General features: G+C 63.1%; 25 protein-coding genes. 12 read left to right on the forward strand and 13 right to left on the reverse strand.

Translation table 11 applies throughout. The features are described from left to right. Positions 1–30: 30 nt before the first annotated feature. Positions 31–807 (forward strand): MetQ/NlpA family ABC transporter substrate-binding protein, encoded by a 777-nt coding sequence (locus tag ACX93L_RS01050; RefSeq protein ID WP_169586094.1) that lies wholly within the window; start codon positions 31–33, stop codon positions 805–807. Between the two features lie 179 nt (positions 808–986). Next, entirely contained in the window at positions 987–3,188 is a 2,202-nt protein-coding gene (locus ACX93L_RS01055) for a putative bifunctional diguanylate cyclase/phosphodiesterase (protein ID WP_459403126.1), read from the forward strand. 13 nt (positions 3,189–3,201) lie between these two features. Here the strand turns inward: ACX93L_RS01055 and trhO are convergent, their stop codons facing one another. The 5 genes from trhO to ACX93L_RS01080 all read right to left on the reverse strand — a co-directional run bounded on the left by trhO (position 3,202) and on the right by ACX93L_RS01080 (position 6,847). After that, a complete protein-coding gene (gene trhO, locus ACX93L_RS01060; RefSeq protein WP_459403127.1) occupies positions 3,202–4,146 on the reverse strand; it encodes an oxygen-dependent tRNA uridine(34) hydroxylase TrhO in 945 nt (314 codons plus the stop codon). 140 nt (positions 4,147–4,286) lie between these two features. After that, on the reverse strand, positions 4,287–4,655 hold the full coding sequence (locus ACX93L_RS01065; RefSeq protein ID WP_459403128.1) for a VOC family protein: 369 nt from the start codon (positions 4,653–4,655) through the stop codon (positions 4,287–4,289). A gap of 64 nt (positions 4,656–4,719) precedes the next feature. Further along, complete coding sequence (locus tag ACX93L_RS01070) at positions 4,720–5,418, reverse strand: helix-turn-helix transcriptional regulator (RefSeq protein ID WP_459403129.1); 699 nt, start codon at positions 5,416–5,418, stop codon at positions 4,720–4,722. A 45-nt stretch (positions 5,419–5,463) separates the two neighbouring features. Beyond that, the gene (locus ACX93L_RS01075) at positions 5,464–6,375 is read right to left on the reverse strand and encodes a CHAD domain-containing protein (RefSeq protein ID WP_459403130.1); all 912 of its coding nucleotides are present in this window, start codon (positions 6,373–6,375) and stop codon (positions 5,464–5,466) included. Beyond that, positions 6,359–6,847: a CYTH domain-containing protein gene (locus ACX93L_RS01080; RefSeq protein WP_459403131.1), complete on the reverse strand. Its 489-nt coding sequence runs from the start codon at positions 6,845–6,847 to the stop codon at positions 6,359–6,361. Before ACX93L_RS01080 ends, ACX93L_RS01075 begins: the two co-directional genes overlap by 17 nt. Before the next feature lie 157 nt (positions 6,848–7,004). Here ACX93L_RS01080 and ACX93L_RS01085 point away from each other — a divergent pair, with 157 nt between their 5' ends. From ACX93L_RS01085 to ACX93L_RS01100, 4 genes are all read left to right on the forward strand, one after another. Next, a complete protein-coding gene (locus ACX93L_RS01085) occupies positions 7,005–7,643 on the forward strand; it encodes a 2-dehydro-3-deoxy-phosphogluconate aldolase (RefSeq protein ID WP_459403132.1) in 639 nt (212 codons plus the stop codon). Between the two features lie 92 nt (positions 7,644–7,735). Beyond that, complete coding sequence (locus ACX93L_RS01090; RefSeq protein WP_459403133.1) at positions 7,736–8,431, forward strand: tellurite resistance TerB family protein; 696 nt, start codon at positions 7,736–7,738, stop codon at positions 8,429–8,431. 85 nt (positions 8,432–8,516) lie between these two features. Next, a complete protein-coding gene (locus ACX93L_RS01095) occupies positions 8,517–9,212 on the forward strand; it encodes a GNAT family N-acetyltransferase (protein WP_459403134.1) in 696 nt (231 codons plus the stop codon). Next, a complete protein-coding gene (locus ACX93L_RS01100; protein ID WP_459403135.1) occupies positions 9,209–9,424 on the forward strand; it encodes a hypothetical protein in 216 nt (71 codons plus the stop codon). Before ACX93L_RS01095 ends, ACX93L_RS01100 begins: the two co-directional genes overlap by 4 nt. A gap of 27 nt (positions 9,425–9,451) precedes the next feature. On the opposite strand, the gene ACX93L_RS01105 is transcribed toward ACX93L_RS01100, so the two are convergent. The 3 genes from ACX93L_RS01105 to ACX93L_RS01115 all read right to left on the reverse strand — a co-directional run bounded on the left by ACX93L_RS01105 (position 9,452) and on the right by ACX93L_RS01115 (position 12,118). Then, complete coding sequence (locus ACX93L_RS01105) at positions 9,452–10,507, reverse strand: nickel/cobalt transporter (RefSeq protein WP_459403136.1); 1,056 nt, start codon at positions 10,505–10,507, stop codon at positions 9,452–9,454. Then, positions 10,501–11,139, reverse strand: a complete 639-nt coding sequence (locus ACX93L_RS01110; RefSeq protein WP_459403137.1) for a DUF1007 family protein — start codon at positions 11,137–11,139, stop codon at positions 10,501–10,503. The genes ACX93L_RS01105 and ACX93L_RS01110 overlap by 7 nt, the downstream gene beginning before the upstream one ends. 79 nt (positions 11,140–11,218) lie before the next feature. Then, entirely contained in the window at positions 11,219–12,118 is a 900-nt protein-coding gene (locus ACX93L_RS01115; protein ID WP_459403138.1) for a LysR family transcriptional regulator, read from the reverse strand. Positions 12,119–12,665: 547 nt separating this feature from the next. On the opposite strand from ACX93L_RS01115, the gene odc2 reads away from it, so the two are divergent. The 3 genes from odc2 (at position 12,666) to ACX93L_RS01130 (ending at position 15,447) form a co-directional block, all read left to right on the forward strand. Beyond that, the gene (gene odc2, locus ACX93L_RS01120) at positions 12,666–13,799 is read left to right on the forward strand and encodes an ornithine/lysine decarboxylase (RefSeq protein WP_459403139.1); all 1,134 of its coding nucleotides are present in this window, start codon (positions 12,666–12,668) and stop codon (positions 13,797–13,799) included. A gap of 92 nt (positions 13,800–13,891) precedes the next feature. Continuing rightward, positions 13,892–14,485, forward strand: coding sequence for a GNAT family N-acetyltransferase (locus ACX93L_RS01125; RefSeq protein ID WP_459403140.1), 594 nt, complete (start codon positions 13,892–13,894; stop codon positions 14,483–14,485). A gap of 326 nt (positions 14,486–14,811) precedes the next feature. Next, the gene (locus ACX93L_RS01130) at positions 14,812–15,447 is read left to right on the forward strand and encodes an outer membrane protein (protein WP_459404116.1); all 636 of its coding nucleotides are present in this window, start codon (positions 14,812–14,814) and stop codon (positions 15,445–15,447) included. Between the two features lie 90 nt (positions 15,448–15,537). Here the strand turns inward: ACX93L_RS01130 and ACX93L_RS01135 are convergent, their stop codons facing one another. Beyond that, positions 15,538–16,389: a hypothetical protein gene (locus ACX93L_RS01135; RefSeq protein WP_459403141.1), complete on the reverse strand. Its 852-nt coding sequence runs from the start codon at positions 16,387–16,389 to the stop codon at positions 15,538–15,540. A 161-nt stretch (positions 16,390–16,550) separates the two neighbouring features. On the opposite strand from ACX93L_RS01135, the gene ACX93L_RS01140 reads away from it, so the two are divergent. Next, a complete protein-coding gene (locus ACX93L_RS01140) occupies positions 16,551–17,336 on the forward strand; it encodes an ArsR/SmtB family transcription factor (protein WP_459403142.1) in 786 nt (261 codons plus the stop codon). 25 nt (positions 17,337–17,361) lie between these two features. Here the strand turns inward: ACX93L_RS01140 and ACX93L_RS01145 are convergent, their stop codons facing one another. From ACX93L_RS01145 to ACX93L_RS01160, 4 genes are all read right to left on the reverse strand, one after another. Next, complete coding sequence (locus tag ACX93L_RS01145) at positions 17,362–19,203, reverse strand: methyl-accepting chemotaxis protein (protein WP_459403143.1); 1,842 nt, start codon at positions 19,201–19,203, stop codon at positions 17,362–17,364. A 308-nt stretch (positions 19,204–19,511) separates the two neighbouring features. After that, positions 19,512–20,498 carry a WD40 repeat domain-containing protein gene (locus tag ACX93L_RS01150; RefSeq protein ID WP_459403144.1) on the reverse strand — a complete coding sequence of 329 codons (987 nt, stop codon included), beginning with the start codon at positions 20,496–20,498 and terminating at the stop codon, positions 19,512–19,514. A 58-nt stretch (positions 20,499–20,556) separates the two neighbouring features. Next, entirely contained in the window at positions 20,557–21,666 is a 1,110-nt protein-coding gene (locus tag ACX93L_RS01155) for a CobW family GTP-binding protein (protein ID WP_459403145.1), read from the reverse strand. A 102-nt stretch (positions 21,667–21,768) separates the two neighbouring features. Beyond that, a complete protein-coding gene (locus ACX93L_RS01160) occupies positions 21,769–22,572 on the reverse strand; it encodes a creatininase family protein (protein WP_459403146.1) in 804 nt (267 codons plus the stop codon). Positions 22,573–22,667: 95 nt separating this feature from the next. Here ACX93L_RS01160 and ACX93L_RS01165 point away from each other — a divergent pair, with 95 nt between their 5' ends. Together ACX93L_RS01165 and ACX93L_RS01170 are read left to right on the forward strand one after the other, a co-directional pair. Beyond that, on the forward strand, positions 22,668–23,162 hold the full coding sequence (locus ACX93L_RS01165; protein WP_459403147.1) for a MarR family winged helix-turn-helix transcriptional regulator: 495 nt from the start codon (positions 22,668–22,670) through the stop codon (positions 23,160–23,162). Between the two features lie 120 nt (positions 23,163–23,282). Beyond that, positions 23,283–24,302, forward strand: a complete 1,020-nt coding sequence (locus ACX93L_RS01170) for a LacI family DNA-binding transcriptional regulator (protein WP_459403148.1) — start codon at positions 23,283–23,285, stop codon at positions 24,300–24,302. The last annotated feature ends 31 nt before the right edge of the window (positions 24,303–24,333 follow it).

Consider the following 24,333-nt stretch of genomic DNA (forward strand, 5'->3'; position numbering starts at 1 on the left):
CATCATCAGAAAACTCAAGGAGAAAACACAATGAGGAAACTGATCGTCGCCGCCGCCGTCGCGGCACTCTTCTCCACCGCTGCCCTCGCCGAGGACATCAAGGTCGGCGTGACCGCCGGCGAACACGCCCAGATCATGGAAAAGGTGAAGGAAATCGCCGCCAAGAAGGGCCTCAACATCGATATCATCGAGTTCTCCGACTATGTCGTGCCGAACCAGGCACTGGCCGACGGCGACCTGAACGCCAACTCTTTCCAGCACCAGCCCTATCTCGACAACCAGATTGCCGATCGCGGTTTTGATCTCGTCAGCGTCGGCACGACCATCACCACGCCGATGGGCGTCTACTCCAAGAAGGTGAAGAGCCTCGAGGAGCTGAAGGACGGCGCGACCGTGGCGATCCCGAACGATCCGACCAATGGTGGCCGCGCTCTGCTCGTCCTGGCCTCGAAGGGCCTGATCAAGGTCGATGAAGCCAAGGGTCTCAAGGTCGGCCCGGCCGACGTCACCGAGAACCCGAAGAACATCCAGTTCGCCGAACTCGATGCGGCCCAGCTGCCGCGCTCGCTGGACGACGTCGACGCAGCGGTGATCAACACCAACTATGCGCTGGAAGCCGGCCTGCACCCGAAGACGGATGCGATCGCCATCGAGGGTGAAAAGTCGCCTTACGCCAACGTCATCGCCGTGCGTTCCGCAGACAAGGATGCTCCCTGGGTCAAGACGCTGGTCGAATCCTATCACGACGACAGCATCCGGGCCTTCATCAACGAGGAGTTCAAAGGCGCGCTGATCCCGTCCTGGTAAGCGGATCGCATGTCTGCCTGCGGCCCGGCCGCGCCTTGTCTCGACCTCTCCCGGCCCCGGGGGAGGTTTTTCTTTTTGTTTCCGCCTTTTAGCCGCAAGGCTATGGGTTTCGGGCACTTGCGTTAAATCAAATTGAACACATTCTGCCGCAGGCTGATCTCTCACTCCAAGGTCTGTCCATGCGTTTCAAGACGTTCAACCTCAGGAGGCGGCCAGCCTCCCTCGATCGCCGCTTCGCGGTGATGTTCATGCTGCTCGTCTTTGCCGCCGTCGCCGTCGTGGTGACGACGATCGTGTTTACTGCCCTCGACCGCGTTGCAGGCTATGCAAACCATCTCGACGAGGAACGGTCACGCGAGACGGTCACCGGCGCCATCCGCACGTTCAAGTACCAGCTGGGCGCCACGCTCAACGACTATGCGGCCTGGGATGATGCCGCCGACTACGTCTACAACAAGCAGGACGCCGACTGGATCGTGCGCAACTTCGGCGACATGACCTTCGAAAGCGACCTGTTCGACGTCGCGATCCTGCTCGACAGCCAGGGCGCGAGCCTGATGGCCTATTCGGACGGTGCCCCGATCGAAGGTCAGCTCGAAGCCTTCGTCAATGCCGACGTCAAGGCGATGTTCGCGCAGGTGAGGAACACGGCGGTCGGCGAGCGGCCGCAGGTGCTCGGCTTCACTCGGACCGCGAAGGGCATCGGCGCTGCCGGCATCGCACTCATCCGGATGAAGTCTGCCGATCTCATTACTGAGCCCCCACGCAATCCGGCCTATCTCATCTTCATACGTCATCTGCGCGCCGATACTGTCACGCGGCTCGGCGAGGCTTACGTGTTGCCCGAGCTGCGGCTGACACCCGCCTATGCCACGGCCTCTCACCAGGTCAACATCCTGTCGCCTTCGGGTTATGCCCTCGGCGCCCTCGGCTGGGATCCGCGTGCACCGGGCGATGTCAGCCGCCAGCAGGTGCGGCCGCTGGTGACCAGTGCATCGGTCATTGTCGGGCTCTATTGTCTGCTGCTGGTCGTGGTCGGCGCCAAGGAGGTGCGACGTGTCCGGGCCGATGAGGCGACGGCAATCCGGATGTCCCGCATCGATCGGCTGAGTGGGCTTGCCAATCGCGAGGGCCTGTTCGTCGGACTTGCGGCGAGGGTCGAGGCGGCGAGCCGGACGGGCGAGGACGTGGCACTGCTCTATCTCGACCTCGACGGGTTCAAGGAGGTCAACGACGCCTATGGCCACGCCACTGGCGACCGGCTGATCCGGGGCGTCGCCGCGGGCCTGACCATTCTCGTCGGCGAGGGGGCTATCCTCGCGCGGGTCGGCGGTGACGAGTTTGCCATCGCGATCAGCGGAAGGGATGCCGGGACAAGGGCTGTCGAACTGTGCGAAAGCATCCTTGAATTCGTCGCGGAGCCCTTCGAGATCGGCGAGCGGGTGGCCGTGATCGGCTGCAGCATCGGGCTCTGCGTGTCGACTGCCGGAGCGACCGAGGGCGAGGAGCTGGTGCGGCGTGCCGACATGGCGATGTACCGGTCCAAGGACAACGGGCGCGGTTGCTGGACCCCGTACGATCCGCAGATGGATATAGAGCGGGAGGAGCGCCACCAGCTGGAACTCGACCTCAGGGCGGCGATCCAGAGCGGTGAGATCGCGGTCGTCTATCAGCCGGTGGTGAATGCGAACAGCTTCGAGATCGTCAGCGTCGAGGCGTTGGCGCGGTGGAACCGGAAGGGGCACGGACCGGTGGCGCCCGACGTGTTCATTCCGATCGCGGAGGCAAGCGGCCTGATCGACGAGCTCGGCATCTGCGTCCTGCACCACGCCTGCCGCCAGATGCATGACTGGCCCGATCTGCGGCTTTCGGTCAACGTCTCTCCCGGCCAGTTCCGTGACCCGGCCTTTGTCGGTCATGTCGAAACGGTGTTCCGTGAGACGGGCATGGACCCGCGACGCGTGGTGCTGGAAATGACGGAGACCTATTTCATTCACAGTCCGGAACGCGCCGCCCAGGCTCTGAAACGACTGCGCCGGATCGGTGTCAGGATCGCGCTCGATGATTTCGGCGCCGGGTTCTCGAGCGTCGGTTACCTGCGGCAGTTCGGCTTCGACCGGATGAAGATCGACCGTTCCATGATCACCGCGCTCGACGGCGGTCCAAAGGCGGTGGAGATGCTGCAGGCAACGGTGGCGCTGGCGCGGTCACTTGATATTCCGGTGACGGCCGAAGGCGTGGAGACCGAGGCACAGGCGGTGGCGCTCAGGCTCGCCGGCTGCGACGAATTGCAGGGCTATCTGTTCGGACGGCCGTGCGAGTCCGCGGAAATCGACCGCCTGCGCAGTCGTGGACACGCGCCGGCCAGGCGGCCGGCTTGAGCGTCAGGCCGCCTCAGCTGCCGATGTGCTTCTCACCGCGCTTCTTGGCGAGTGCGATCTGCATCTGGCGCTGGCGGTAACGATCGCGGTCCAATTCGGTGCGGTTGTCGTAGCAGTGCGGGCAGGAAACGCCTTCCTCGAACTTCGGCGACTTCACCTCTTCCGCGGTCAGCGGATAGCGGCAGGCATGGCAGAGCGTGTGCTCGCCTTCCTTCAGTCCATGGGTAATCGATACCCGCTCGTCGAAGACGAAGCAGGCGCCGTCCCAGAGGCTCTCTTCCGCCGGCACTTCCTCAAGATATTTCAGGATACCGCCCTTGAGGTGGTAGACCTCCTCGAAACCCATTTCCTTGGCAAGCGCCGTTGATTTTTCGCAACGGATGCCGCCGGTGCAGTACATGGCGAGCTTGGGCTTGTTGTGCAGGCCGGGATTGTTGCGCAACCAGTCGGGGAACTCGCGGAAGGTCTTGATGTTCGGGTCGATCGCACCCTTGAAGATACCGATCGCCGTTTCATAGTCGTTGCGCGTATCGACCACGATGGTCTCGGGGTCCGAGATCAGGGCATTCCAGTCCTTCGGGTCGATATAGGTCCCGACGATCTTGTTGGGGTCGATATTCTCGACGCCCATTGTGACAATTTCCTTCTTCAGCCGTACCTTCATGCGCAGGAAGGGCATCTTCGATGCCCGGCTTTCCTTGTGCACCAGGTTCTTGAACTCCGGCTGGGAACGGATGAAGGCGAGAATGTTGCCGATGCCTTCGTCGGTGCCGGCGATCGTGCCGTTGATGCCCTCCGCGGCAAGCAGCAGCGTGCCCTTGATGCCGTTCTCACGGGCGACGGCATCGAGTTCCGCCCGAAAGCTCTCGAAGCGCGGGAAACGGGCAAAGTGGTAGAGCGCGGCCACGCAGAAAGCGCCGCCCTCTTCGTGGCGAGGGGTCTGAAGATCTTCGGTCATGGCCCGGGAAATACTGCCTCAGCCTTTGCGGCGCAACGATTTTCGCGCGGCACGCTGCACTTTGAATTTTGTCAACTGCAGCGGCGTTGGGCGTCATGGGCGACCGCGAGGATGTCTTCGCGGTCGCCCTAAAGCGGTACTTATCGGGCCGGCGGGTTGTAGAAGCGGATGCGATGGCCGTCCGGGTCGGCGATGACGAAGGTCCGACCGAACTCCATGTCTGCCGGTGTCTGAAGTGTCGTGTGGCCGGCGGTCGACAACTGGTCATAGGTGGCGTTGACGGCGCTCGGGTCGGAGAGAGGGATGGCAAGTTCGAAGAGGCCGGGCGTCCCCGCCGCTGCCGGCACCACCGTGTGGCGCGACCACAGGCCGAGCTTCAGGCCGCCCGGGAAGATGAACATGGCGAAGGTCGGCGATCGCTCGACGGGGCTTGTGCCGAGCAGCTTTTCGTAGAAGGCGGCGCTCTGTTCCGGGCTGTCGACATAGAGGATGGTGAGGTTCGGTGTCATGATGGCTCTCCTGTGTTGAGGGCCCGATCATGAAGGATGCTGCTGGCAAAAAATGGCAGCAGTCTCACAGATCCCGGTCGGGAATTCCTTTCTGCTGGCGCCAGGCCTTGAGCAGCTGCAGGCGACGCTTTGGATAGCGGGCCGTTTCCGTCTGGGCGAGAAGCTCCATCCGGTCCGTGCGGAAATGGCGAAAATCGTTTCGCAGCGTGCACCAGGCCACTAGCACGCGGGCGCCGTCGAAGAAGGCGAGGGCAAAGGGCCAGATCACCCGCTCGCTCGTTTGTCCGTGTTCGTCGCGATAGGCGATCTTCAGGGACTGTTCGGAGCGGATTGCCTGGCGCAGATGCGCAAGATCGGCCGTGTCTTCAGGAAGGTTGGGCATGGGACCGGCAAGCAGCGTGCTGTTCCTGAGGTTCTCCCGCAGTTCGTCGGGCAGGACCTCCGTGATCTTGGAGAGGGCATCCCGGGCTGAAAGCGCCAAATCACGATCCGCGCGGCTTGCGACGAGGCGTGCGCCCAGAACCAGCGCCTCGATCTCCTCTGCCGAAAACATCAGCGGCGGCAGCATGTAGCCGGGCCGAAGGAGATAGCCGACACCCGGCTCGCCCTCGATGTCGGCGCCCTGGGCCTGCAGCGTGGCGATGTCACGGTAAAGCGTGCGCAGCGATATGCCGACTTCGTCGGCGAGCGTCTTGCCAGACACCGCCCGACGGTGGCGACGCAACACCTGTAACAATTGAAGAAGTCGTTCCGAGCGGCTCATGGCGGAAGGATAATAAGGCTGCCGCCAAAAACTGTCAGCAGCCGATCAGGCCAGTGCGGCCTCGATCCACAGCGCCTCGATGACGGTTGCCTCGCGGCCCGGCTTGTCGGCGAAGACCCGGTCGGCGAGCTCCAGTGCATCTCGCCGCAACTGCTGCTGCTGGCGGATGATCGCGCCAAGCAGATGGGAGAAGGTCTCGCTGCCGTCGGCGAGCGCCGGTTCGCTGTCCAGGAGGTCGGTGAGCAGCGCGAGATCGTGTTCGTGGCCGAGGATTTCGGTGAGGCTGCGGGCTTCCGCGCGCTTGGCCCGCATGGCCGACGGCCAGATGTCGCGAAGCAGCGACAGCGCGCGCCAATAGGTCTGGGATGCCTTGCGCAGGTCGTGGAACACTTCTTCATGGGCGTTGTCGTGGCATTCCCTCAAGGCGATGCGCGCGTTCTGCAGGATGCGTTTCCAGCCCTTGGCCAGAAGGCGCGCGGTCTTGTGCTGCCGCTTGGGAAGGCGGAGGGTCGCGATCGCGGCAATCGCCTCGTGGCAGTCTTCGACGGCTCCTCCCGCCTTTTGCGGCAGGTCCATTTCCTGGAGTGCGAGAGCATCGCGCCGTGCGGTCAGCGTGCCGCGGGCATGGGCGCAGGCCCGGGCCTCGTCCTCGTTCAGGGCATGGCCTTCGAGATAGGTGACCGTCTCCACCATTGCTGTCGCGTCGCGGACCAGCGACAGGGTCCGGGCGGTGTCGCGCAGCCGGGCGTTCTCGTCGGCGAAGAGTTCCGCGTCGTCCACCAGGACGAGCCTATAGAGGGCGCGAAGCCGCTTGAAGTTTTTCCGCGCGTCGTGAACGGCCTCGTGGAGGCCCCGGGGTTGCTGTTCCAGAGACGCAATCGCCGAGCGGAGCTGCTCGGTCGCAACACGCCGCACTTCCTCGTCGAAAGGGTGTGCGGGGTCAATTCGGTAGGGCATGAACGAGCTCGGGCTTGAGGCGCTCGGTTGCCAGAACCTGATTGGAATAGCGGCGGTCGCCCGTGACCTCGCGACCGAGCCAGTCCGGCAGCTCGGGATCGTCCTGTTCCGACTGCAGCTCGACCTCGGCGATCACCAGCCCGCGATAGGCACCTTCGAAGACGTCGACCTCCCAGGTGAAGCCGCCGACGTCGACCGTGTAGCGGACCTTCTCGATGATGTTGCCGACGGCGAAGGCAATCATCTCCTCGGCTTCGGCAAGGGGGATCGGATATTCGAACTCGTCGCGCACCAGCGCCGTCTTGCCGAACTTGATCGTCAGCTTGGCACTTTCGTCGTTGCTGGTGCGGACCCGCACGGAGCGGTCGTGATTGACGGAAAGATAGGCCTGCCGCATGGGGGTGGCCGACGTGGCATGCTGTCGCCAGCTGTCGTTCGTCACCAGGAACTTGCGCTCGATTTCCTTGGCCATCTCGCTCGTCCGTCGTGAATGTCGTCATCGCAACGTAGCGCAAGTGGGGCCTAAGGCAAATGGAGTCTTGCGTGCCCGCGCGCATTTGTCTCGACAATGACATCTTCTCCGGCTAATCCTTGACACAATTTCAATCGTTTTAAAGAGGCGTGCGGCGATGAGCGCGAAGAACGAAAAGCTCCTTTCCACCCTGAAGCTCCAGCCGGTCGTGCCGGTGCTCATCATCGAGGACGCAGAGAGCGCCGTTCCGCTCGCGAAGGCCCTCGTCGCCGGCGGCCTGAAGGCGATCGAGATCACGCTGCGCACCGATGCCGCCCTTGAAGCCGTCCGGCGGGTCGCAGCGGAAGTCGAGGGCGCGGTGGTCGGTGCCGGTACCATCCTCAATCCGGCCCATTTCGACGCGGCGGTGAAGGCCGGCTCGCAGTTCATCGTCAGCCCGGGCACGACGCGGGAGCTGATCCATGCGGCGCGCGGCTCGGATATTCCGCTGCTTCCGGGTGCGGCAACGGCAAGCGAAGTCATGCAGCTTCGCGAGGAGGGCTACCAGATCCTCAAGTTCTTCCCCGCCGAGCAGGCCGGGGGAGCCGCCTATCTGAAATCACTCTCGTCGCCGCTTGCCGGCACGATGTTCTGCCCGACCGGTGGCATCTCGCTCAAGAATGCGAAGGACTACCTCTCGCTGCCGAACGTCGTCTGTGTCGGCGGATCGTGGGTGGCGCCGAAGGAAATGGTGGTCGCCGGCGACTGGGCCGGGATCACCAAACTCGCCGCGGAGGCAGCCGCGCTCGCCGGCTGAGCAGGTCGGCCGTGAAAGTGCGGACGGCGTCTTTGTAATTTCATGATCGCCTCCTTATCTAGCAGTCGAGAATGAAACCTACGGAGATTTCGATGTTCGACGCGAAGAAGCTGCTTGATCAATTTCTCGGCTCCCAGGTGCCGGGCACGAACGGAAGTGTGAAGCAGAAGGCCGGCGACGTCGTCCAGCTCGCGAAGGACAATCCGCTTGCGACCGGCGCCATCGCGGCGGTCCTGCTCGGCACGAAGACCGGGCGGTCGCTGACCGGCAGCGCCCTGCAGCTGGGGGGGCTCGCTGCGATCGCGGGTCTCGGATACCAGGCCTACAAGAACTATCAGGCCGGCAAGGCGCCGCAGCCCGAAGCCGCGAGTGAACCGGTTCTGCTGCCACCGCCCGCGGACTCCGCCTTCAGTACCGAGCCCGCCAAGGTGTCGAACGATTTCGCCCTGACATTGGTGCGCGCGATGATCGCTGCCGCCAAGGCCGACGGTCACATCGATGCGGCCGAGCGTGGTCGGATCATGGACAAGGTCCATCTGTCCGGTCTCGGTGCGGAAGCGGAAGCCTTCCTCGAAGCCGAGCTGTCGGCCCCGACCGATCTCGACGCGCTGGTGGCTGCGGCCCTCACCGAAGAGCAGAAGGTCGAACTTTATACGGCCTCGCGGCTCGCGATCGAGCCGGACAGCCGAGCGGAACGCGGTTACCTCGACCTGCTCGCCGGGCGGCTTGGCCTTGCCGACGGGCTCGTCGATCACATCGAGGCGACGGTTTCGGCCGCCAAGGTCTGAGGACGTACCTTCCGCTGCGATTTCGGCCAGTTGCCTTTGCCCGGCGGCTGGCCTAATCGTTTGCCGACTTAAGCGAGAGGCAAACATGCGCGATCTTTCCACTTTCAAGGGCTGCCCGGCACCAAGGCCTGTCCGGCTCGAAGGCCGTTTCGTCACCGCCGAGCCATATGACAAGGCGCAGCATCTCCAGGCCCTGTGGGACGGTCTCGGTGGCATGGCGATCAATCCGCTGCTCACCTATTTCACCCAGCCGGATTTCTCCGGCATTGCGGATTTCGATGCCTGGCTCGAAAGCGTGCAGACCAAGGGCGGCTGGGTCACGGAAGTCTTTCGCGACAACAAGACCGGCAAGGTCGTCGGCATGGCCAACTACATGCGCGCCGATCCGGCCAACGGCGTCGTCGAGGTCGGCGGGGTCGCCCATGGTCCGGCCATGAGCCGTACGCCGCTCGCCACCGAGGCGCACTACCTGATGGCGCGCCACGTGTTCGACGATCTCGGCTATCGCCGCTACGAGTGGAAGTGCCACAACGAGAACGAACCCAGCAAGGCGACCGCCAACCGCTATGGCTTCACGTTCGAGGGCGTCTTCCGGCAGCACATGCTGTCGAAGGGCAAGAACCGCGATACCGCCTGGTTCTCGATGATCGACGGCGAATGGCCGCTGATCAAGGCTGCCTTCGAGGCCTGGCTCGCGCCGGAGAATTTCGATGCCGACGGCCGGCAGGTCCGCAAGCTGGAAGACATCCGCGCAGACCTTTCCAAGGGGGCCGCCGAATGAGCGACGACAGGAGCAACCGTTCGTCGGCGATCGCCGCAGGAGCGATCGTGCTCGGCTTTGGCGCCTTGCTGCTCGGTCTGCCGAAGCTCGTGCTCTGGATCGGCGACTACTCGTCGGTCCTGGCGGCGCTCGTCGGCACGGTGGCGATCATGTCGTTCTTCATCGTGCTCTGGCTCAGGGCCCGCTACCAGCGTCGACGCGACAAGCAGTGAGGCTTTCCTTGAGCGCCTGATCGGCGCTCAGGATTGCAGGGCGGCGGCGAGAAGTAGGGCGCCGAGGGCAATCACCAGAAGGGCGCCGAGGATTTCAATAGCGCTTGCAACGCGCCCTGCCGCTTTCGAACCCGGACCTGACAGGCGCACCGCCAGTGATTTTGCCGATACCGCGATCGCCGCGAGTGCCGAGACGGTGATCGCGGTGCCGAGCGCCATGGCGAAGACCGACAGGATACCGCCGAGATAGAGTCCGTTCAACAGGGCAAAGGTCATCACCAGGATCGCGCCGGAGCATGGGCGCAGGCCCACCGCGACGATGGCCGACCATGCTTCCTTCATGCTGAAATCCTGCGCGGAGAGCATGCGCGGATCGGGCAGGTGCGTGACGCCGCAGTCTGGGCAGACCGAGCCAGGGGGCAGGGCATCATGTCCGTGTTCGATGGCGGTTGCGCGAAAGGAAAGCCCGGTGCTCGCCGCTGCGGGAGGGGCGGAAACCGCGCCGTCGAACAGGCCCGCGCTGATCGGCGCACTGCGCGCGATCCAGATCCCCTTCAGCTTGCGCATCAGCAGCCAGGTGCCGAAGGCGACGATCAGGGCGTAACTGGCGATTTCGAGCGCCCGGGTCGCGTCGGTCATCGAGATCGCCGTGCCACGCAGGGCCGCATAGGTGATGCCAACGAGCGCGACCGCCACGACGCCCTGCAGGAAGGCCGAGACGAAGGAGATCGAGATGCCACGGCGCAGCTCGATCTCGTTGGCGATCATGTAGGAGGAGATGACCGCCTTGCCGTGGCCGGGGCCGGCGGCGTGAAAGACACCATATGCAAAGGAGAGGCCGACGAGCGTCCAGAGATGGGTCTGGTCTTCGCGCATGGCCTTCAGCGCGCCGGTGAGCGCGCGATAGAAGGCCTGCTGGTTGTCGTTGATGAAGGCGAGCCAGCCGGCAAAGGGGCCTGTCGCCTGGAATGATGGCTCGGCGGTTCCGATCCCGAGCGGCGAGGCGGCGTGCGCTATCAGGGCCGTGAAAAGCAGGACCGCGGCGGCAGCGGCGACCGGCCGGAGGGTGCCCCGGATCAGCATGTCACCTCGAGCCGCGTTGCAAACAGCTTGCTCATGTCCGTGCCGGCCGGATCGTTGAAGAAGGCTTCGGTGAGGCTTGCCTGGTTCTGGGCGAGCACCTCGTCCGGATCCGGCCGCACGACGGTCCGCTTGCAGGCCTTGAAGCCATCGCCTTCCGTCTGCATGTCATCGTCCTTGGCAAAGTCGATCGCCGTATACATCGTCGGATCGTAGACGCCGATGCTCAGCTTGCCCTTGAGGGGCAGAGGCTTCTCCGGCTTGACGACGAAGAAGACCAGAAGTTGGTTTTCCTTGAAGTCGACGTGAAAGGTCTCCGGTTTCGCGACGGTAACCGGCGCGCCGTCGCGGCTGATGGAGGTGAAGTAGCTGTAGTCGGCGAGTGAGGTGCGGATCGTGTTGGCGATCTCGTTCAGCTCGCTGTGATCGAGCTTCAGGTCGCTGTTCTTGTCGAAGTCCATGAGGACGCTCGAGGAGAAGACGTCGTCGAAGCGCCACACATTGCGCAGTTCCGAAACCGTGCCGTCGGTGCCGGAAATCACCTCAAGGCGCGCTTCGGCAAAGACATGCGGATGCGCAAGGGCCGGCAGCGGCGTGCCCAGCAATGCCGCGATCAATGCAAACCGTCTCTTCATGCCGTCTTCACCCTTGCGCCCGATTCCCAGCTTCTTCCTCCGCTACAAATTCGACGGAAATGGGACCTCGCGGCGTCGATCACGCTGACGTGTGCTGGCGGAACCAGCCATGCAGGTAATCGACGAAGGCGCGCACCTTGGCGGGCAGGTAGCGGCGATGGGGATAGACGGCGTAGATCCCGCGGTCCTTCGGCAGGTAGTCATCGAAGAGCGAGACCAGTTCGCCGTTCTCGATATAGGGCCGGGCGATGAAGTCGGGAATCATCGCGACGCCGAGGCCTGCGCGGGCGCCACGTAAGGTGGCCTGCGGGCTGTTGACCTCGATCGGGCCGCTGACGGCAATCGAGATTGCGCCGCCGTCCGGATCGACGAACCGCACGGTGTTGTGGGATCGAGTGTTGGTGTCGATCAGCACCGGGACGCGGGACAGTTCCTGCGGATGCTTCAACGGTCCGTGCTTGGCGACGAAGTCGGGCGTTGCGCAGGCGTAGACGCGAAAATCAGAGAGCTTCTTGGCGATCAGACCCGAATCATCGAGCCTGGTGATGCGGATGGCGAGATCGAAACCCTCCTCGACGAGGTCGACGAAGCGGTCTTCGGCGACGATCTCCAGCGAGAGATCGGGATGCTCGCGCGAAAAGTCGATCAGCGACTGGCCGACTTCGGCATCGATGAAGGTTCGCGGAACGGTGACCTTGAGCTTGCCCTTGAGGTCCGTGGTGTTTTCGCGCACGAGATCGGCCAAGCTGTCGATCTCCTTGAGGATTTCGGTCGCACTGCGATAGTAGGTGTGGCCCGCCTCGGTCAGGGAGAACTGGCGTGTGGTCCGGTTCAAGAGCAGGGCGCCGAGCTCATCTTCCAGTTCGCGGACATATTTGGACAGCAAGGCCTTCGAGCGGCCGGTCTTGCGGGCGGCTGCCGAAAAGCCCTCCGCTTCGACCACATCGATAAAGGCGCGGATGCGCGTCAGCGTGTCCATTGTCAGGTATCCTCCAAAGCTGTGCGCGAATTGTGAACACAGCTGCCGGATTGTTCAATCATTTTTCTGTCGCAGGGGTCAAAAAACGCTTGATTATGACCGCGAACATTCTTATCTCCCTCTCTGCCCAAAGTCGCACGTGCCTGTGGGTGTCCGCCGACCCTCGAACTGGGATTTATCCCTAAGGTGAGGTCATCGGTAAGGTACCTGGAACTAACCCCTCCAGTCGCTATTCCGGCCAACCGGGAAATGCGAGGACATCTTGAAGCAACGACGGTGCGGGCCTTTCTGGTTCTCTGCCGGCTTTCCATCAGCCGGGGTACTGAAGAGGCACACCATCATTGCCGGAAGTGCGGTCGGGTTTCCCACCAATCCATGGCAGACAAAGCCGAATCTATCGTCCTTGGCAGGGCGTTGATTCACTATCTGCGCGTCGAGCGTCGTTCAAGGTTCCGGGGTCTCCACCGGCTGGTTCCTGATCGTACGCCCGTATGCCCTTTGTCCTCCAGCGTTTCGCTGGAGCTTTGGAACTATAGGGAATTCGATCATGACCACTGCTCGCATCCTCGACTTCATCAACACCCGACGTCCGGAAGGTCCTTGCCTCGTGGTCGACCTTGACGTGGTGCGTGAAAATTACGGTGCTTTCCGTCACGCCCTGCCGGACAGCTCGATCTACTACGCCGTCAAGGCCAACCCGGCTCCGGAAGTCCTGAAGCTGCTCGCCTCGCTGGGCTCGAGCTTCGACTGCGCATCGGTCGCCGAAATCCAGATGGCGCTCGATGCCGGTGCGACGGCGGAACGCATCTCCTACGGCAACACGATCAAGAAGGAACGGGACGTTGCCCGTGCGCACGCACTCGGCATCAACCTGTTCGCCGTCGACAGCCACGAGGAAGTCGAGAAAGTCGCCCGTGCAGCTCCCGGCGCCCGCGTGTTCTGCCGCGTCCTGACGGACGGCGAAGGTGCGGAATGGCCGCTGTCGCGCAAGTTCGGCTGCGTACCGCAGATGGCCGTCGACGTGCTCGTCTATGCCCACCAGCTCGGTCTCGACTCGTTCGGCGTGTCGTTCCATGTCGGTTCGCAGATGACCAAGGTCGATGCCTGGGATTCGGCGCTCGCCGATGCCAAGCGCGTCTTCACCTCGCTCGCCAAGCAGGGCATCCATCTGCAGATGGTGAACATGGGTGGCGGTTTCCCGACCAAGTATCTGCGCGACATCCCGTCGGCGGAAGCCTATGGCCGTGCGATCTCCGGTGCGCTCAAGAAGCATTTCGGCAATCACATCCCGCAGACGATCATCGAGCCGGGTCGCGGCATGGTCGGCAATGCCGGCGTGATCAAGGCCGAAGTCGTGCTGGTCTCGAAGAAGTCGGACAACGACGCGCATCGCTGGGTCTTCCTCGACATCGGCAAGTTCGGCGGTCTGGCTGAAACCATGGACGAGGCGATCCGCTACCCGATCCGCACCGCGCGCGACGCCGACGAGATGGAGCCCTGCGTGCTTGCCGGACCGACCTGCGATTCGGCCGACGTGCTGTACGAGAAGAACATGTATCCGCTGCCGGTCTCGTTGACGATCGGCGACGAGGTTCTGATCGAGGGAACGGGCGCCTACACGACGACCTATTCGGCAGTCGCCTTCAACGGCTTCGAGCCGCTCAAGGCCTACGTCATCTAAGGTCCGACCGGGCCCTTCGACGACCGCGCCGGCTCGACCGGCGCGGCGCAACACACCATCATCGGAAACACTTCTTGGTACGGGAGGCCGCCATGGCCGCTGTTCTGGACGTCGTGCGCGCATTTTTTGCGCCTGCACCTGCCTTTGTCATCGATGTTGAAACGCCGGCCGACGTCGTCGCCCGCGAGGCCCTGCTCGATCGCGCCATGGGGCCCGAGCGCAAGATGAAGTCGTCGGAGAAAATCCGCCAGGGGCGCCTGCCGGCCGAAGGCCTGGCACTCGTCGCGCGGGACCGTTCGGGGCATGTGATCGGGACCGTCCGCCTGTGGAATGTCGAGGCCGGCGTGTCGCGCGAGGGCCGGACAATCGATGCGCTGCTGCTTGGGCCGCTTGCGGTCGATCCTTTGCACGAAGGCAAGGGCATCGGTTCGGCACTGATGCGCGCGGCCCTCATCGAGGCGCGCAAGCGCGAGCACGGCGCCGTCCTGCTGGTCGGTGATGCCGCCTACTACGAGCGGTTCGGCTTTTTCGCGGAAAAGGCACAGCATCTGGTCATGCCCGGCCCCTTCGCCCGCGAGCGCTTCCTGGCGCTCGAGCTCAAGGCGGGCTGGCTTGACGGGGCGGCGGGCATGATCGTCGCATCCGGTCGCAAGCTGTCGCAGCCGGGACGTCGCCGCGCTGCCTGAGACGTCCTGATGGACTGATCTCGGGACTGGGCGGCGCCCGTCGGGCGCCGTGCGGTGCTGTTGTTAGCTGGTCCGTCTTCGCTCCGCGGGGAGGCTTTGCGGGCAAGTGCTCCGCCCCGGTGGTGTGGGGCCCATCCTTTTGTATTTATTGGAAAACCTTCCCGTTTCCGCCCGTGTCTCCTGTGCATCATCGCAGAAAAATCGACATTCGGTCGGAACAATTCCCCCTCCCGCGCTTGTTAGGGCTTCGTGATGTGTACGTCACGATCAAGCGTTTGCCGGATCCTGCTCAGGGCGGGCCTGCACGAAAGGGAGTTCATACCATGATGAAGAAGCTAGGATTGAGTGCGGCGGCACTCCTCGTTTCGGCCGGAGCAGCCTTCTCCGCGGATGCCGTCTACGAGGCGCCGCCTGCTCCGCCACAGGCTGTCGAAGCCACCCCGGTCTTCAGCTGGGATGGTGCCTATATCGGTCTCCACGGCGGATATGCCTGGGGCAATGGCGACTTCTTTGACGGAACAGCTGAGGCCTCCGACGATTTCGATGGTGGCCGCTTCGGCGGTTTCGTCGGCTATAACTGGGGCTTCGGCAGCAACGCCGTTGTCGGTCTCGAAGGAGACCTGAACTATGACTGGAACAAGAACGGCTACGGAGCCGTCGATGTCGGCACGGGCTTCAGCGGCTCGGTTCGCGCACGTGCCGGCTATGCGATGGACCGTGCGCTGCTCTACGCAGCCGGTGGCTGGACCGCGACGAATTTCTCGGTTGAGGGCGGCGGTCTCGACGAAAGCGAAACCCTGCATGGTTGGACGGTCGGCGCCGGTGTCGACTATGCGGTCACCGACCGGGTCTTCACCCGCCTGGAATATCGTTACAACGACTATTTCGAGAAGGACATCGGCGGGGTCGACACCGACTTCAACCAGCATGTCGTAAATGTCGGTCTTGGCGTGAAGTTCTGACCGAAGGCTGTTATTGTCTAAGTACCGCGATCGCTCGACTTTGCCCGCCGGGCAAAGCCGGGCGTTTCATTTTCCGGGGATGCTTGCCGGTCAGAAGCGTTCCTCGTTTTCCTTCGCGAGGGCTTCGAGCGCCTGGGAGTCCGGCATGTAAGTGCCGGTCTGATCGTTCCACCGATAGGTGACGGAGACCAGGCGTTCTGGTGCCGGTACGGGCGGAGGCTCGTCGCAGGCCTCATCCACCTTCTCCTCCGTAACCCTGACCGACACGTGGATGGCTGCCCGCTTGCCGGACGCACCCGGTTCAACGGCAATCGCTGGCGTCTGGGTGCGATTGAGGCCGCAATAGCGCTCCGAAAGCGTCAGCACTTCATCGACCGTCGTCAGCTTGTCCGCCTCAGCCAGGACGAGGTTGGTGATCCGGTAACTCTGGCTGGAATTCCAGTGGCTGCTTTCCGTGGCAATGAGGGCCGCGCCGTCGCTGAGCGTCTGGATGGCCGGCTCGGCAAAACCGTTGTCGCGGTCAAGGCCGACATCGATGGCGTCGATGAGGCGAGGCCTGTCCTCCAGCGCATATAGGGCGAGGATTGTGGGTGTCTCGGCCGTGTCCGTGGCGGGCGCCAGGCCGAAGAGGATGGCCAGCCGTTGCTTGCCGTCCCGTTCGAAAGCGACGGTTTCGACACCGTCCATGCCGATGCCGTCCGGCCAATCGGTTTCCAACTCCCAGTCCTGGGCATAGGTCTCGTCGAGTGTGTGCCCGGTCCATGCCATGCCATCAGGCTGCAGGTCGGGGACAAAGCGCCTCGCAAGCTCGAAATAGGTCATGCCCGGTGCGCCTGTCACCGGATCACTTAGGCTGGCCATCGTGCCGCTTTCTGCCCGGGCGGTCTGCGGGGGCAGGTTGAGAAGCAGGAGGATGGAGAAGAGGTTGAGAAGGGAGCGCATCGGGCCGATCGTTCGAAGCGGACAATTGTGATCATGCTAGCGCAGAATCGGAACGGCGGAAATGCATGGATTTAGCCGCGGGGGGCTCCTTCCAGATCCGGAGGCTCCATCATTTCCCGGCGGCTTGACATGTGACTATATAGTCACCTAGTTTGATCGCCATGGACGATGATGTTTTTGTGGCCCTGAGCCATCCGGTGCGACGCGCGCTGCTCGACCTCCTGAAAGAGCGGGACGGCCGGACGCTCGGCGAGCTGGAAAGCCATTTCCCGCTCACCCGGTTTGGAGTGATGAAGCATCTGAAAGTCCTGGAGTCCGCCCACCTCGTGATCTGCCGGAAAGTCGGACGCGAGAAGCTGCACTTCCTCAATACTGTGCCCATTCAGGAGGTCAGCGATCGGTGGATATCGCGCTACACGGCGCCGTTCGCCCGCTCGCTGGTCGACATCAAGTCCATTGCCGAGTCATTCGAGAGGGAAAAGACCATGACCAAGGCTGTTTCACCCAGACATGTTTACGAGCTCTATATCCGCGCATCCGCCGAGACCGTCTGGCAGATCATAACCGACGACGAGAAGACGCCACTCTGGCAGCACTTCAACATGACGTCCCTCACCGATTGGAGTGTCGGTGGCGAGTATGCCTGGATGATGGGTGACAAGGTGGCGATCGGCGGTCGGATCGTCGAGATGCAGCCGCCCGGCAAACTGGTTCTGACCTTCAGTGCGCAATGGGCGCCGGACGTGGCGGCGGATCAGCCGTCGCGCGTAACCTTCGAGATCGTGCCGATCTCCGAGGGCGCGTGCAAGCTTACCCTGGTCCATGATGATTTCGCTGGCGAGACGGCGACGAGCAGGGCCGTGGTCGGCGGATGGCCGGAATCGCTGTCCCGGCTCAAGACGCTCGCCGAGACCGGCGAGCCTTTCATGTTGGACCGCGCGGGCTAAATCCGCACGTGTCTGCGGGCGGCGATCAGGCCGCCCGTCCGGACGCGATCTGTTGATCGGGCTCGCCAGAGCGGATCGAAGTGCGGCGATTGAGCTTGAAGCGGCCGACCAGTGTCGTGAGGTGAGCCGCACCTTCGGCCAGCGTGTGGCTGATTGCGGTCGTCTCTTCGACCATCGCGGCGTTCTGCTGGGTCATCTGGTCGATGTTGTTGATCGCGGAGCTGATTTCCTGTAGTCCGACGGACTGTTCGCGCGCCGCCGTGGCGATGGCATCGATGTTGGAATCGACGCGAGCGACGAAACCCTGGATCTGGTCGAGTGCCTGGCCGGTCTCGCCGACGAGCTTCACGCCTGAGGCGACCTCGACTGTGGAATTGACGATCAATCCCTTGATTTCGCGAGCGGCCGTGGCCGAACGCTGGGCAAGTTCGCGCACTTCCTGAGCGACGACGGCAAAGCCCTTGCCGGCTTCACCCGCGCGGGCGGCCTCGACGCCGGCATTGAGCGCCAGTAGGTTGGTCTGGAAGGCGATCTCGTCGATGACCGAAATGATCTGGCTGATTTCGGAGGAAGCCTTCTCGATGCGCTGCATGGCGCTGATCGCGTCACGCACAACCTCGCCGGAGGATGCTGCGCATTCCTTGGTGTCGCGCACCAGGTTGCGGGTGTCGAGGGTTCGTTCGGCAGACGAGCGCACCGTCGCGGTGACCTGTTCCAGGGCGGCCGAGGTCTCTTCAAGCGCGGCTGCCTGCTGCTCCGTGCGCTGCGAGAGGTTGTCTGCGGCTGCGCGCATTTCCTGGCCGTTGTCGTAGAGGCTGCGGGTCTCGTCGAGTACTTGTTCGAGCGTGGCCTGGAACGTAGCGATCGAGTTGTTGAAGTCACGGCGCAGCGGTTCGAAATGCGGTTCGAAGGGCTCGTCGATAGTCAGGCGGATGTTGCATTCGGCGAGGCGATTGAGGCCGGCGCCGAGCGCGTCGACGACCATTTGCAATGCCTCGGCCTCCTTCACACGCCGTTCTTCGCGCGCTGTACGTTCGCTCTCCGTGAGCGCTCGGGCGTGCGTTGCCTGTGCTTCCAGCCGCTGCTTCTCGAGACCGGCAAGGCGGAAGACCTCTACGGCGTTTGCTATGTCGCCGATCTCGTCCTTGCGGTTTGAGTAGGGGACGGCCCGGTCATATTCGCCGCCCGCCATGTCGGTCATGAAGCTGCTGATGCCGCCGAGCGGATTGAGCGCGCGCTGCCGGATGAAGAAGACGGCGCCGAGCGCCATTAGGATCAGCGCCGAACCGCCCGCGAGTGCGAGCATCTCCATCATCGCGGTCTGGCCGGCAGCATATTCTTCCCGGGTCTTCAGGTAGGCGTTGGACATGTCGACGAGTTCGTTGACCGCTCTTTCGTGGGTGTGGAAGCTTTCCTTGAGCGCGGGAAGAGAGGCTGCCACAGCGGCCGCGTTGCCTTGGCTCGCTGCGGGAATGTAGGCGTTGTTGACTTCGTTCCAGAAGATGTCGCCCTTGGTCAAAACATCCGAGTAGAGCTTCGAGGAAAGCTCGGCGGGAAGCGTCGAGTTCTTCCAGTATTCACGCCGTTCGGCGTACAGCCCCTTCAGAACCTCGAGCCGTGCGAGGTTGGCTTGGGCGGTATCCGGATGCAGCGCTGTTTCGCTGGTCAGCGAGTAGGCTTCGGTGAGGTAGAGCGGCGGCGGCAGAATATCCGCGATGAGGTCTTTTCCGTCGACGATCTCATGATAGATCGGACCGTTGATCTTCAGCGTCTGCAGGGTCTGCATGCCGATCCCGACGGTGGCGACAAGGCCGGCGGCCAGCGCCAGCCCGGCGGAAGTGACCATGAAAGAGATGTTGAAACGCATGAGCTTGCTTTCCGTGGCACGCCAAGCGTCAAGGGCAGCGGGAAACGCGGAACATACGCAATTCGCTGACAACCGGGCCGGTTGGCTGAATCTTCGAAAGGTGACGCCGGCGTCCGACCGCATGTTTGGCTGGCCACGCGGCAAGAGCGCCGGACAAAGCAAAAACTAGTCGGCATGAATTACCGATGCGTTAAGGTATATGTTCCGTGAAGAAAAATAGCGCCGTGAACATCCTGAAAAGAAAAAGAGCCCCGGCTGAGGGGCTCTCTTCTTATCTATACATCGGATTTTAGAGAAGTGTAATTCAACTAGGCAGATATATCGACGACGCCGCAGTCGCCTGCCTCTGATGCAAAGGCAAGTAGCTTGCCGTTGGCGCTCCACCCCATTGAGGTGATCGCGCCCTTGCCGGGACGGCGCAGCAGCGCTTCCTTGCCGTCGGCAGTGCGAACGGCGAGGATCATGCCGTCGACGAAGCCGATTGCCAGCACATCTTCCGCCGGATGGAAGGCAACATTGGTGACCATGATGTTGGCACGGGTGCCGAGTTCGAGCGGTGCCTTGCCCATCGGGCCGTCCTTGCCGGCGAAGGGCCAGACGATTGCGGCCGGAGCGCCCGACGAGGCAAGCCACTTGCCCTTGGCGGACCAGGAGAGCGACTTCACCTTCGCCGGATAGCCGGTCATGCGCATATGGCGGGTTTCGTTCGACTTGCTGTCGAGCTTCCAGCCGTGAAGGGCGCTTTCCTGCATGGTGGTCACGACGAAACGGCCGTCGGGAGAGAAGGTGACACCGGTATGGGCGCCCTTCCAGTCGAGATCGACCGGCGCGCCTGTCGTGCCGATCCAATGCAACGTTACGCCGTTGTAGCGTGCCGCGGCAACGCGCATGCCCTTGGGCGCGAAATCCAGCGCCTCGATGGTGCGCTCCTCGGCAAATTCCTTCACCGTGCCATCGGCGAGCCGGACGTAGCCGTTCTTTCCAACTGCATAGGCAACGGCGCCCTGCGGGCCGGCGGCCACGACCGAGATCCACTTGCGCGGCACATGGGCGAGTTCCGTAACCGTGCCATCATGGGCGATGCGCAGGACCTTGCCGTCCTCGCCGCCGGTGACCAGCGTCTGGTTGGAACTATCCTTGATGCAGGCGAGCAGGCCCTGGTGGGCCTCTGTCACCTTTTCGCCGCCGTCGAGCCGATGAATCGAGCCCGAGGCGGCGACGAAAACCGGGATGTCGCCGAGGAAGCTGGCGGCCAGCACGTGACCGTCAATGTCGAGGGGAGCGACCGTCGGCATCAGGCATTCTTTCCAATAGGCATGACTTCATCCGAAAAGGGCATGGTGGCGAATTGCATCAGGCGGTCGCCTCGCAGGCGTGGAAGCTTTTCTCGATCTTCTCGCGGTCGAGGTTGCGGCCGATGAAGACCAGTCGGCTCTCCCGCTTTTCGCCGTCCTTCCAGGGACGCTGATGATCGCCTTCGATGATCATGTGCACGCCCTGCACGACGTAACGTTCCTCGTCCCCCTTGAAGGCGATGATGCCCTTCAGGCGCAGAATGTTCGGGCCGTCGGTCTGGGTGATCTTCTGGATCCACGGGAAGAAGCGGTCCGGGTTCATCTCGCCGCCGCGCAGCGAGATCGACATGACCGTCACGTCATGGATCGGAGACGGCCCGTGGTCATGGTGATGGCCGTCATGATCGTGGCCGTGATCGTGGTGGTGGTCATGATCATGGTCGTGATGATGATGGTGGCCATGATCGTGATCATGATCGCAGTTCGGGCCGCAGACATGGTCCGGGTGATCATGATCGAGGAAGCTCGGATCATTTTCGAGGGCGCGCTCGAGGTTGAAGGCGCCCTGATCGAGCACCTTCGCGAGATCTACGCCGGAACGCGACGTGGAGTAGATGCGCGCCGACGGGTTGATGGCGCGAACGATGTCCTCGATGCGGTGCAGCTCGTCATGGCTGACGAGATCGGACTTGTTGATGACGACGACGTCGGCAAAGGCGATCTGGTCCTCGGCCTCGCGGCTGTCCTTGAGCCGCAGCGGCAGGTGCTTGGCATCGACGAGGGCGACCACGGCGTCGAGCTCGGTCTTGGCGCGCACGTCGTCATCCATGAAGAAGGTCTGGGCGACCGGGACCGGATCGGCCAGGCCGGTGGTCTCGACAATGATGCCGTCGAAGCGGCCCGGGCGGCGCATCAGACCCTCGACCACGCGGATCAGGTCGCCGCGAACGGTGCAGCAGACGCAGCCGTTGTTCATTTCGTAGATTTCCTCGTCGGACTCCACGATCAGGTCGTTGTCGATGCCGATCTCGCCGAACTCGTTGACGATGACCGCATATTTCTTGCCGTGGCTCTCCGACAGGATGCGATTGAGCAGCGTCGTCTTTCCGGCGCCGAGGTAGCCGGTCAGCACGGTAACGGGAATGGGTTTTGCGGCAGCTTCGGTCATGGAAACCTCGATCGGATGGGCGACGCGAACGGTGCGTCTGTAATGGTGTTACCCCATATAGGCGCTGGCCCGGACGAGTTCAAAGGCTTTGTTGAGGGCAGCTCAATCCTTTGCGCAGACAAAAGTATCGATGTCGAACATCTGTACATCCCGCAGAAGCTCGATCAGCCCTGTCACGGCATGGTCGATCAGTTTCTCGCCCTTTTGCGCCGTTGCGGCTGCGGCGTTGCCGGTCACGCCGCGAGGGTTGAGGTCCGCCATCTTCCAGCCGAATGCGTGCGGGCCATAGGCGCGCAGGTGTTTGAAGCGGGCGGCGAATTCGGACTGGTGCGAGGGAAAGTCTTCTGCTCTGTCCATCGCGACGCGGTCGGGGTGAAGTGCCAGCATCACGGATGTCTCTATTTCCCCGCCATGGATACCGATTGCCTTCTCCTGAGGATCGATCACGCCTTCCGGCAGGCCGAAGCGCGTCCAGCTGGTGGCGACTGCCAGCATGCCGAAACGCACCCGTGCCTCGGTTGCGACGATCGTCATCAGGGGAGAATTGCCGCCATGGGCGTTCAGCATGACGAACTTGCGGATGCCCTTCTCTGACAGGTTTTCAGCAATGCCGAGCCAGCGTTCGACCGCTTCCTGATAGCCGAGCGTCCGGGTGCCTGCCACGTCCATGTGCTCGATCGAGTAGCCGACCGGCTCGGCGGGCAGGACGGTGATCGGCAGGTCCGCGGGGCGCCGCGCGACAAGTCGGTCGACAATACCCTCGACGATCAGCCTGTCCGTTTCGAAGGGCAGGTGGGGGCCGTGCTGTTCATGGGCGCCGAGCGGCAGGAGCGCGATCCAGTCGCGGCGAGCCTCGGGGGCAAGCCCGGGATCATTGTCGGCGAAGCGGGGAGCGGGGTAGGGCATCTGGCGTCGGTCTTCGTAATTGGCTATGGGTTGGCACGCCGAATGTTAGCCGGCACAGCAACAAGAGCGGATCGCGCTCGGCGACAGGGGGGACAATGGCGAAAAAGGACAAGTCCGACAAGAAGAACAAGTCGGCGAAGAAGAAGGATGCGGCCGACCGCAGTCCGTCGATCGCAGCCGCAGTCACCCAGGCGGCGCGGGCCATGCGCACGGAACTGTCGCGCAGGCTCTCTGACAGCGGGCTCTATGCCGGGCAGGACACCGTGGTTCAGCTCCTTGCGGAGGAGGACGGGCTGACGCCTGGCTTTCTGGCGCAGAGGCTCGGCGTCAAGGCGCCGACCATGACCCGCACGATCGGGCGCATGGAAGTACAGGGTTTCGTCGAGCGCCGATCGGACGACAAGGACGGCCGTCTCACCACAGTCCATCTCACTGCCAACGGGCGCGACCGGCTCGATCAGATCGTCGCAGCCGCGGTCGAGACGGAGGAGCGGGCAACGAAGGGACTGTCCGGCAAGGAGGTCAGGCAACTGGTGAAGCTGCTGGCCGTCGTCGAGGCGAACCTTGTCACCGATACGCCGAAAGACTGAGGGCGGCCGGCGTTTTCCGTGCTGGCGGGAATTGAAAAACGAACTTAAATTGTTTAATTAAACTATTTAAGTTCGTATTGGCATGCCGGCCGGGGAGAGTTTGGCCGGAGGGGAGGGGCAGTGGCTCAGAAGGTAAAGCTATCAACGATCGCCGAGACGCTCGGCCTCTCGACGGCGACGATCTCACTTGCGTTGCGCGACAGCCCGCTGGTCGCGGCCGAGACGCGGGACAAGATCAAGGAACAGGCACGGGTTCTCGGCTACATCTACAATCGCCGGGCCGCCAGCCTGCGGACGTCGCGTTCCGGCATCATCGGCGTCGTCGTGCACGACATCATGAACCCCTTCTACGGAGAAATCCTCAAGGCCATCGAGAGCGAACTCGACCGCAGCCGCCATACCTTCATCCTGTCGAACCACTACGACTCCGTCGAGAAGCAGCGGATGTTCATAGAAACGCTTCTTCAGCTCGGCGGCGACGGCGTGATCATGTCGCCGGCGATCGGGACACCGGTCGAGGATATCAAGCTCGCGGAGGACAACGGGATGCCGGCGATCCTGATCGCGCGCCAGATGGACGGCCTCGACGTTCCGACCTATCGCGGTGACGACAGCTATGGCATCTCGCTCGCCACCAATCATCTGATCGGGCTCGGTCACCGCACCATCGCGATGATCGGCGGTACCGACCAGACATCGACCGGCCGCGACCGCTATCAGGGCTATGTGAATGCCTTGCGCAAGGCCGGCATTGAAGTCGATCCGGAGCTGCGCATTCCAGGGCCGCGCACCAAGCAGGGCGGTTTCGAGGCGGCGGTGCATTTCCTGTCCCTGCCGCAGAAGCCGACGGCGGCGGTCTGCTGGAACGACCTCGTGGCGATCGGCCTGATGAACGGCATCGCCCGCGCGGGGCTCATTCCCGGCCGGGATATCTCGGTCACCGGGTATGATGATCTCGAGGAGGCCTCGATCGCCACGCCTGCGCTCACCACCGTCTGGAACGGCCAGGCGGAGGTCGGGCGGCTGGCCGCCCGCGCGCTGCTCGACAGACTGGCCGGCAGCCACGAGCCGGACGGCATCCATCTGATCAAGCCGGAAATGCGGATCCGTCAGTCGACCGGTCCGATCCATCGCCAGTAGGCCTCAACGCCCCACAGACCAAAGACAGAGG

Source organism: Rhizobium sp. CAU 1783, from assembly GCF_054551725.1.

What these genes read in the sequence shown, in the direction of transcription:
- odc2 (WP_459403139.1), top strand. Translation starts at nt 12,666, where the DNA reads ATGACCACTGCTCGCATCCTCGACTTCATCAACACCCGACGTCCGGAA.
- ACX93L_RS01110 (WP_459403137.1), bottom strand. Translation starts at nt 11,139, where the DNA reads ATGAAGAGACGGTTTGCATTGATCGCGGCATTGCTGGGCACGCCGCTG.
- ACX93L_RS01150 (WP_459403144.1), bottom strand. Translation starts at nt 20,498, where the DNA reads ATGCCGACGGTCGCTCCCCTCGACATTGACGGTCACGTGCTGGCCGCC.
- ACX93L_RS01165 (WP_459403147.1), top strand. Translation starts at nt 22,668, where the DNA reads ATGGCGAAAAAGGACAAGTCCGACAAGAAGAACAAGTCGGCGAAGAAG.
- ACX93L_RS01155 (WP_459403145.1), bottom strand. Translation starts at nt 21,666, where the DNA reads ATGACCGAAGCTGCCGCAAAACCCATTCCCGTTACCGTGCTGACCGGC.
- ACX93L_RS01075 (WP_459403130.1), bottom strand. Translation starts at nt 6,375, where the DNA reads ATGCCCTACCGAATTGACCCCGCACACCCTTTCGACGAGGAAGTGCGG.
- ACX93L_RS01090 (WP_459403133.1), top strand. Translation starts at nt 7,736, where the DNA reads ATGTTCGACGCGAAGAAGCTGCTTGATCAATTTCTCGGCTCCCAGGTG.
- ACX93L_RS01100 (WP_459403135.1), top strand. Translation starts at nt 9,209, where the DNA reads ATGAGCGACGACAGGAGCAACCGTTCGTCGGCGATCGCCGCAGGAGCG.
- ACX93L_RS01065 (WP_459403128.1), bottom strand. Translation starts at nt 4,655, where the DNA reads ATGACACCGAACCTCACCATCCTCTATGTCGACAGCCCGGAACAGAGC.
- ACX93L_RS01095 (WP_459403134.1), top strand. Translation starts at nt 8,517, where the DNA reads ATGCGCGATCTTTCCACTTTCAAGGGCTGCCCGGCACCAAGGCCTGTC.
- ACX93L_RS01080 (WP_459403131.1), bottom strand. Translation starts at nt 6,847, where the DNA reads ATGGCCAAGGAAATCGAGCGCAAGTTCCTGGTGACGAACGACAGCTGG.
- ACX93L_RS01160 (WP_459403146.1), bottom strand. Translation starts at nt 22,572, where the DNA reads ATGCCCTACCCCGCTCCCCGCTTCGCCGACAATGATCCCGGGCTTGCC.
- ACX93L_RS01140 (WP_459403142.1), top strand. Translation starts at nt 16,551, where the DNA reads ATGGACGATGATGTTTTTGTGGCCCTGAGCCATCCGGTGCGACGCGCG.
- ACX93L_RS01115 (WP_459403138.1), bottom strand. Translation starts at nt 12,118, where the DNA reads ATGGACACGCTGACGCGCATCCGCGCCTTTATCGATGTGGTCGAAGCG.
- ACX93L_RS01050 (WP_169586094.1), top strand. Translation starts at nt 31, where the DNA reads ATGAGGAAACTGATCGTCGCCGCCGCCGTCGCGGCACTCTTCTCCACC.
- ACX93L_RS01125 (WP_459403140.1), top strand. Translation starts at nt 13,892, where the DNA reads ATGGCCGCTGTTCTGGACGTCGTGCGCGCATTTTTTGCGCCTGCACCT.
- ACX93L_RS01055 (WP_459403126.1), top strand. Translation starts at nt 987, where the DNA reads ATGCGTTTCAAGACGTTCAACCTCAGGAGGCGGCCAGCCTCCCTCGAT.
- ACX93L_RS01105 (WP_459403136.1), bottom strand. Translation starts at nt 10,507, where the DNA reads ATGCTGATCCGGGGCACCCTCCGGCCGGTCGCCGCTGCCGCCGCGGTC.
- ACX93L_RS01130 (WP_459404116.1), top strand. Translation starts at nt 14,812, where the DNA reads ATGAAGAAGCTAGGATTGAGTGCGGCGGCACTCCTCGTTTCGGCCGGA.
- ACX93L_RS01085 (WP_459403132.1), top strand. Translation starts at nt 7,005, where the DNA reads ATGAGCGCGAAGAACGAAAAGCTCCTTTCCACCCTGAAGCTCCAGCCG.
- trhO (WP_459403127.1), bottom strand. Translation starts at nt 4,146, where the DNA reads ATGACCGAAGATCTTCAGACCCCTCGCCACGAAGAGGGCGGCGCTTTC.
- ACX93L_RS01135 (WP_459403141.1), bottom strand. Translation starts at nt 16,389, where the DNA reads ATGCGCTCCCTTCTCAACCTCTTCTCCATCCTCCTGCTTCTCAACCTG.
- ACX93L_RS01145 (WP_459403143.1), bottom strand. Translation starts at nt 19,203, where the DNA reads ATGCGTTTCAACATCTCTTTCATGGTCACTTCCGCCGGGCTGGCGCTG.
- ACX93L_RS01070 (WP_459403129.1), bottom strand. Translation starts at nt 5,418, where the DNA reads ATGAGCCGCTCGGAACGACTTCTTCAATTGTTACAGGTGTTGCGTCGC.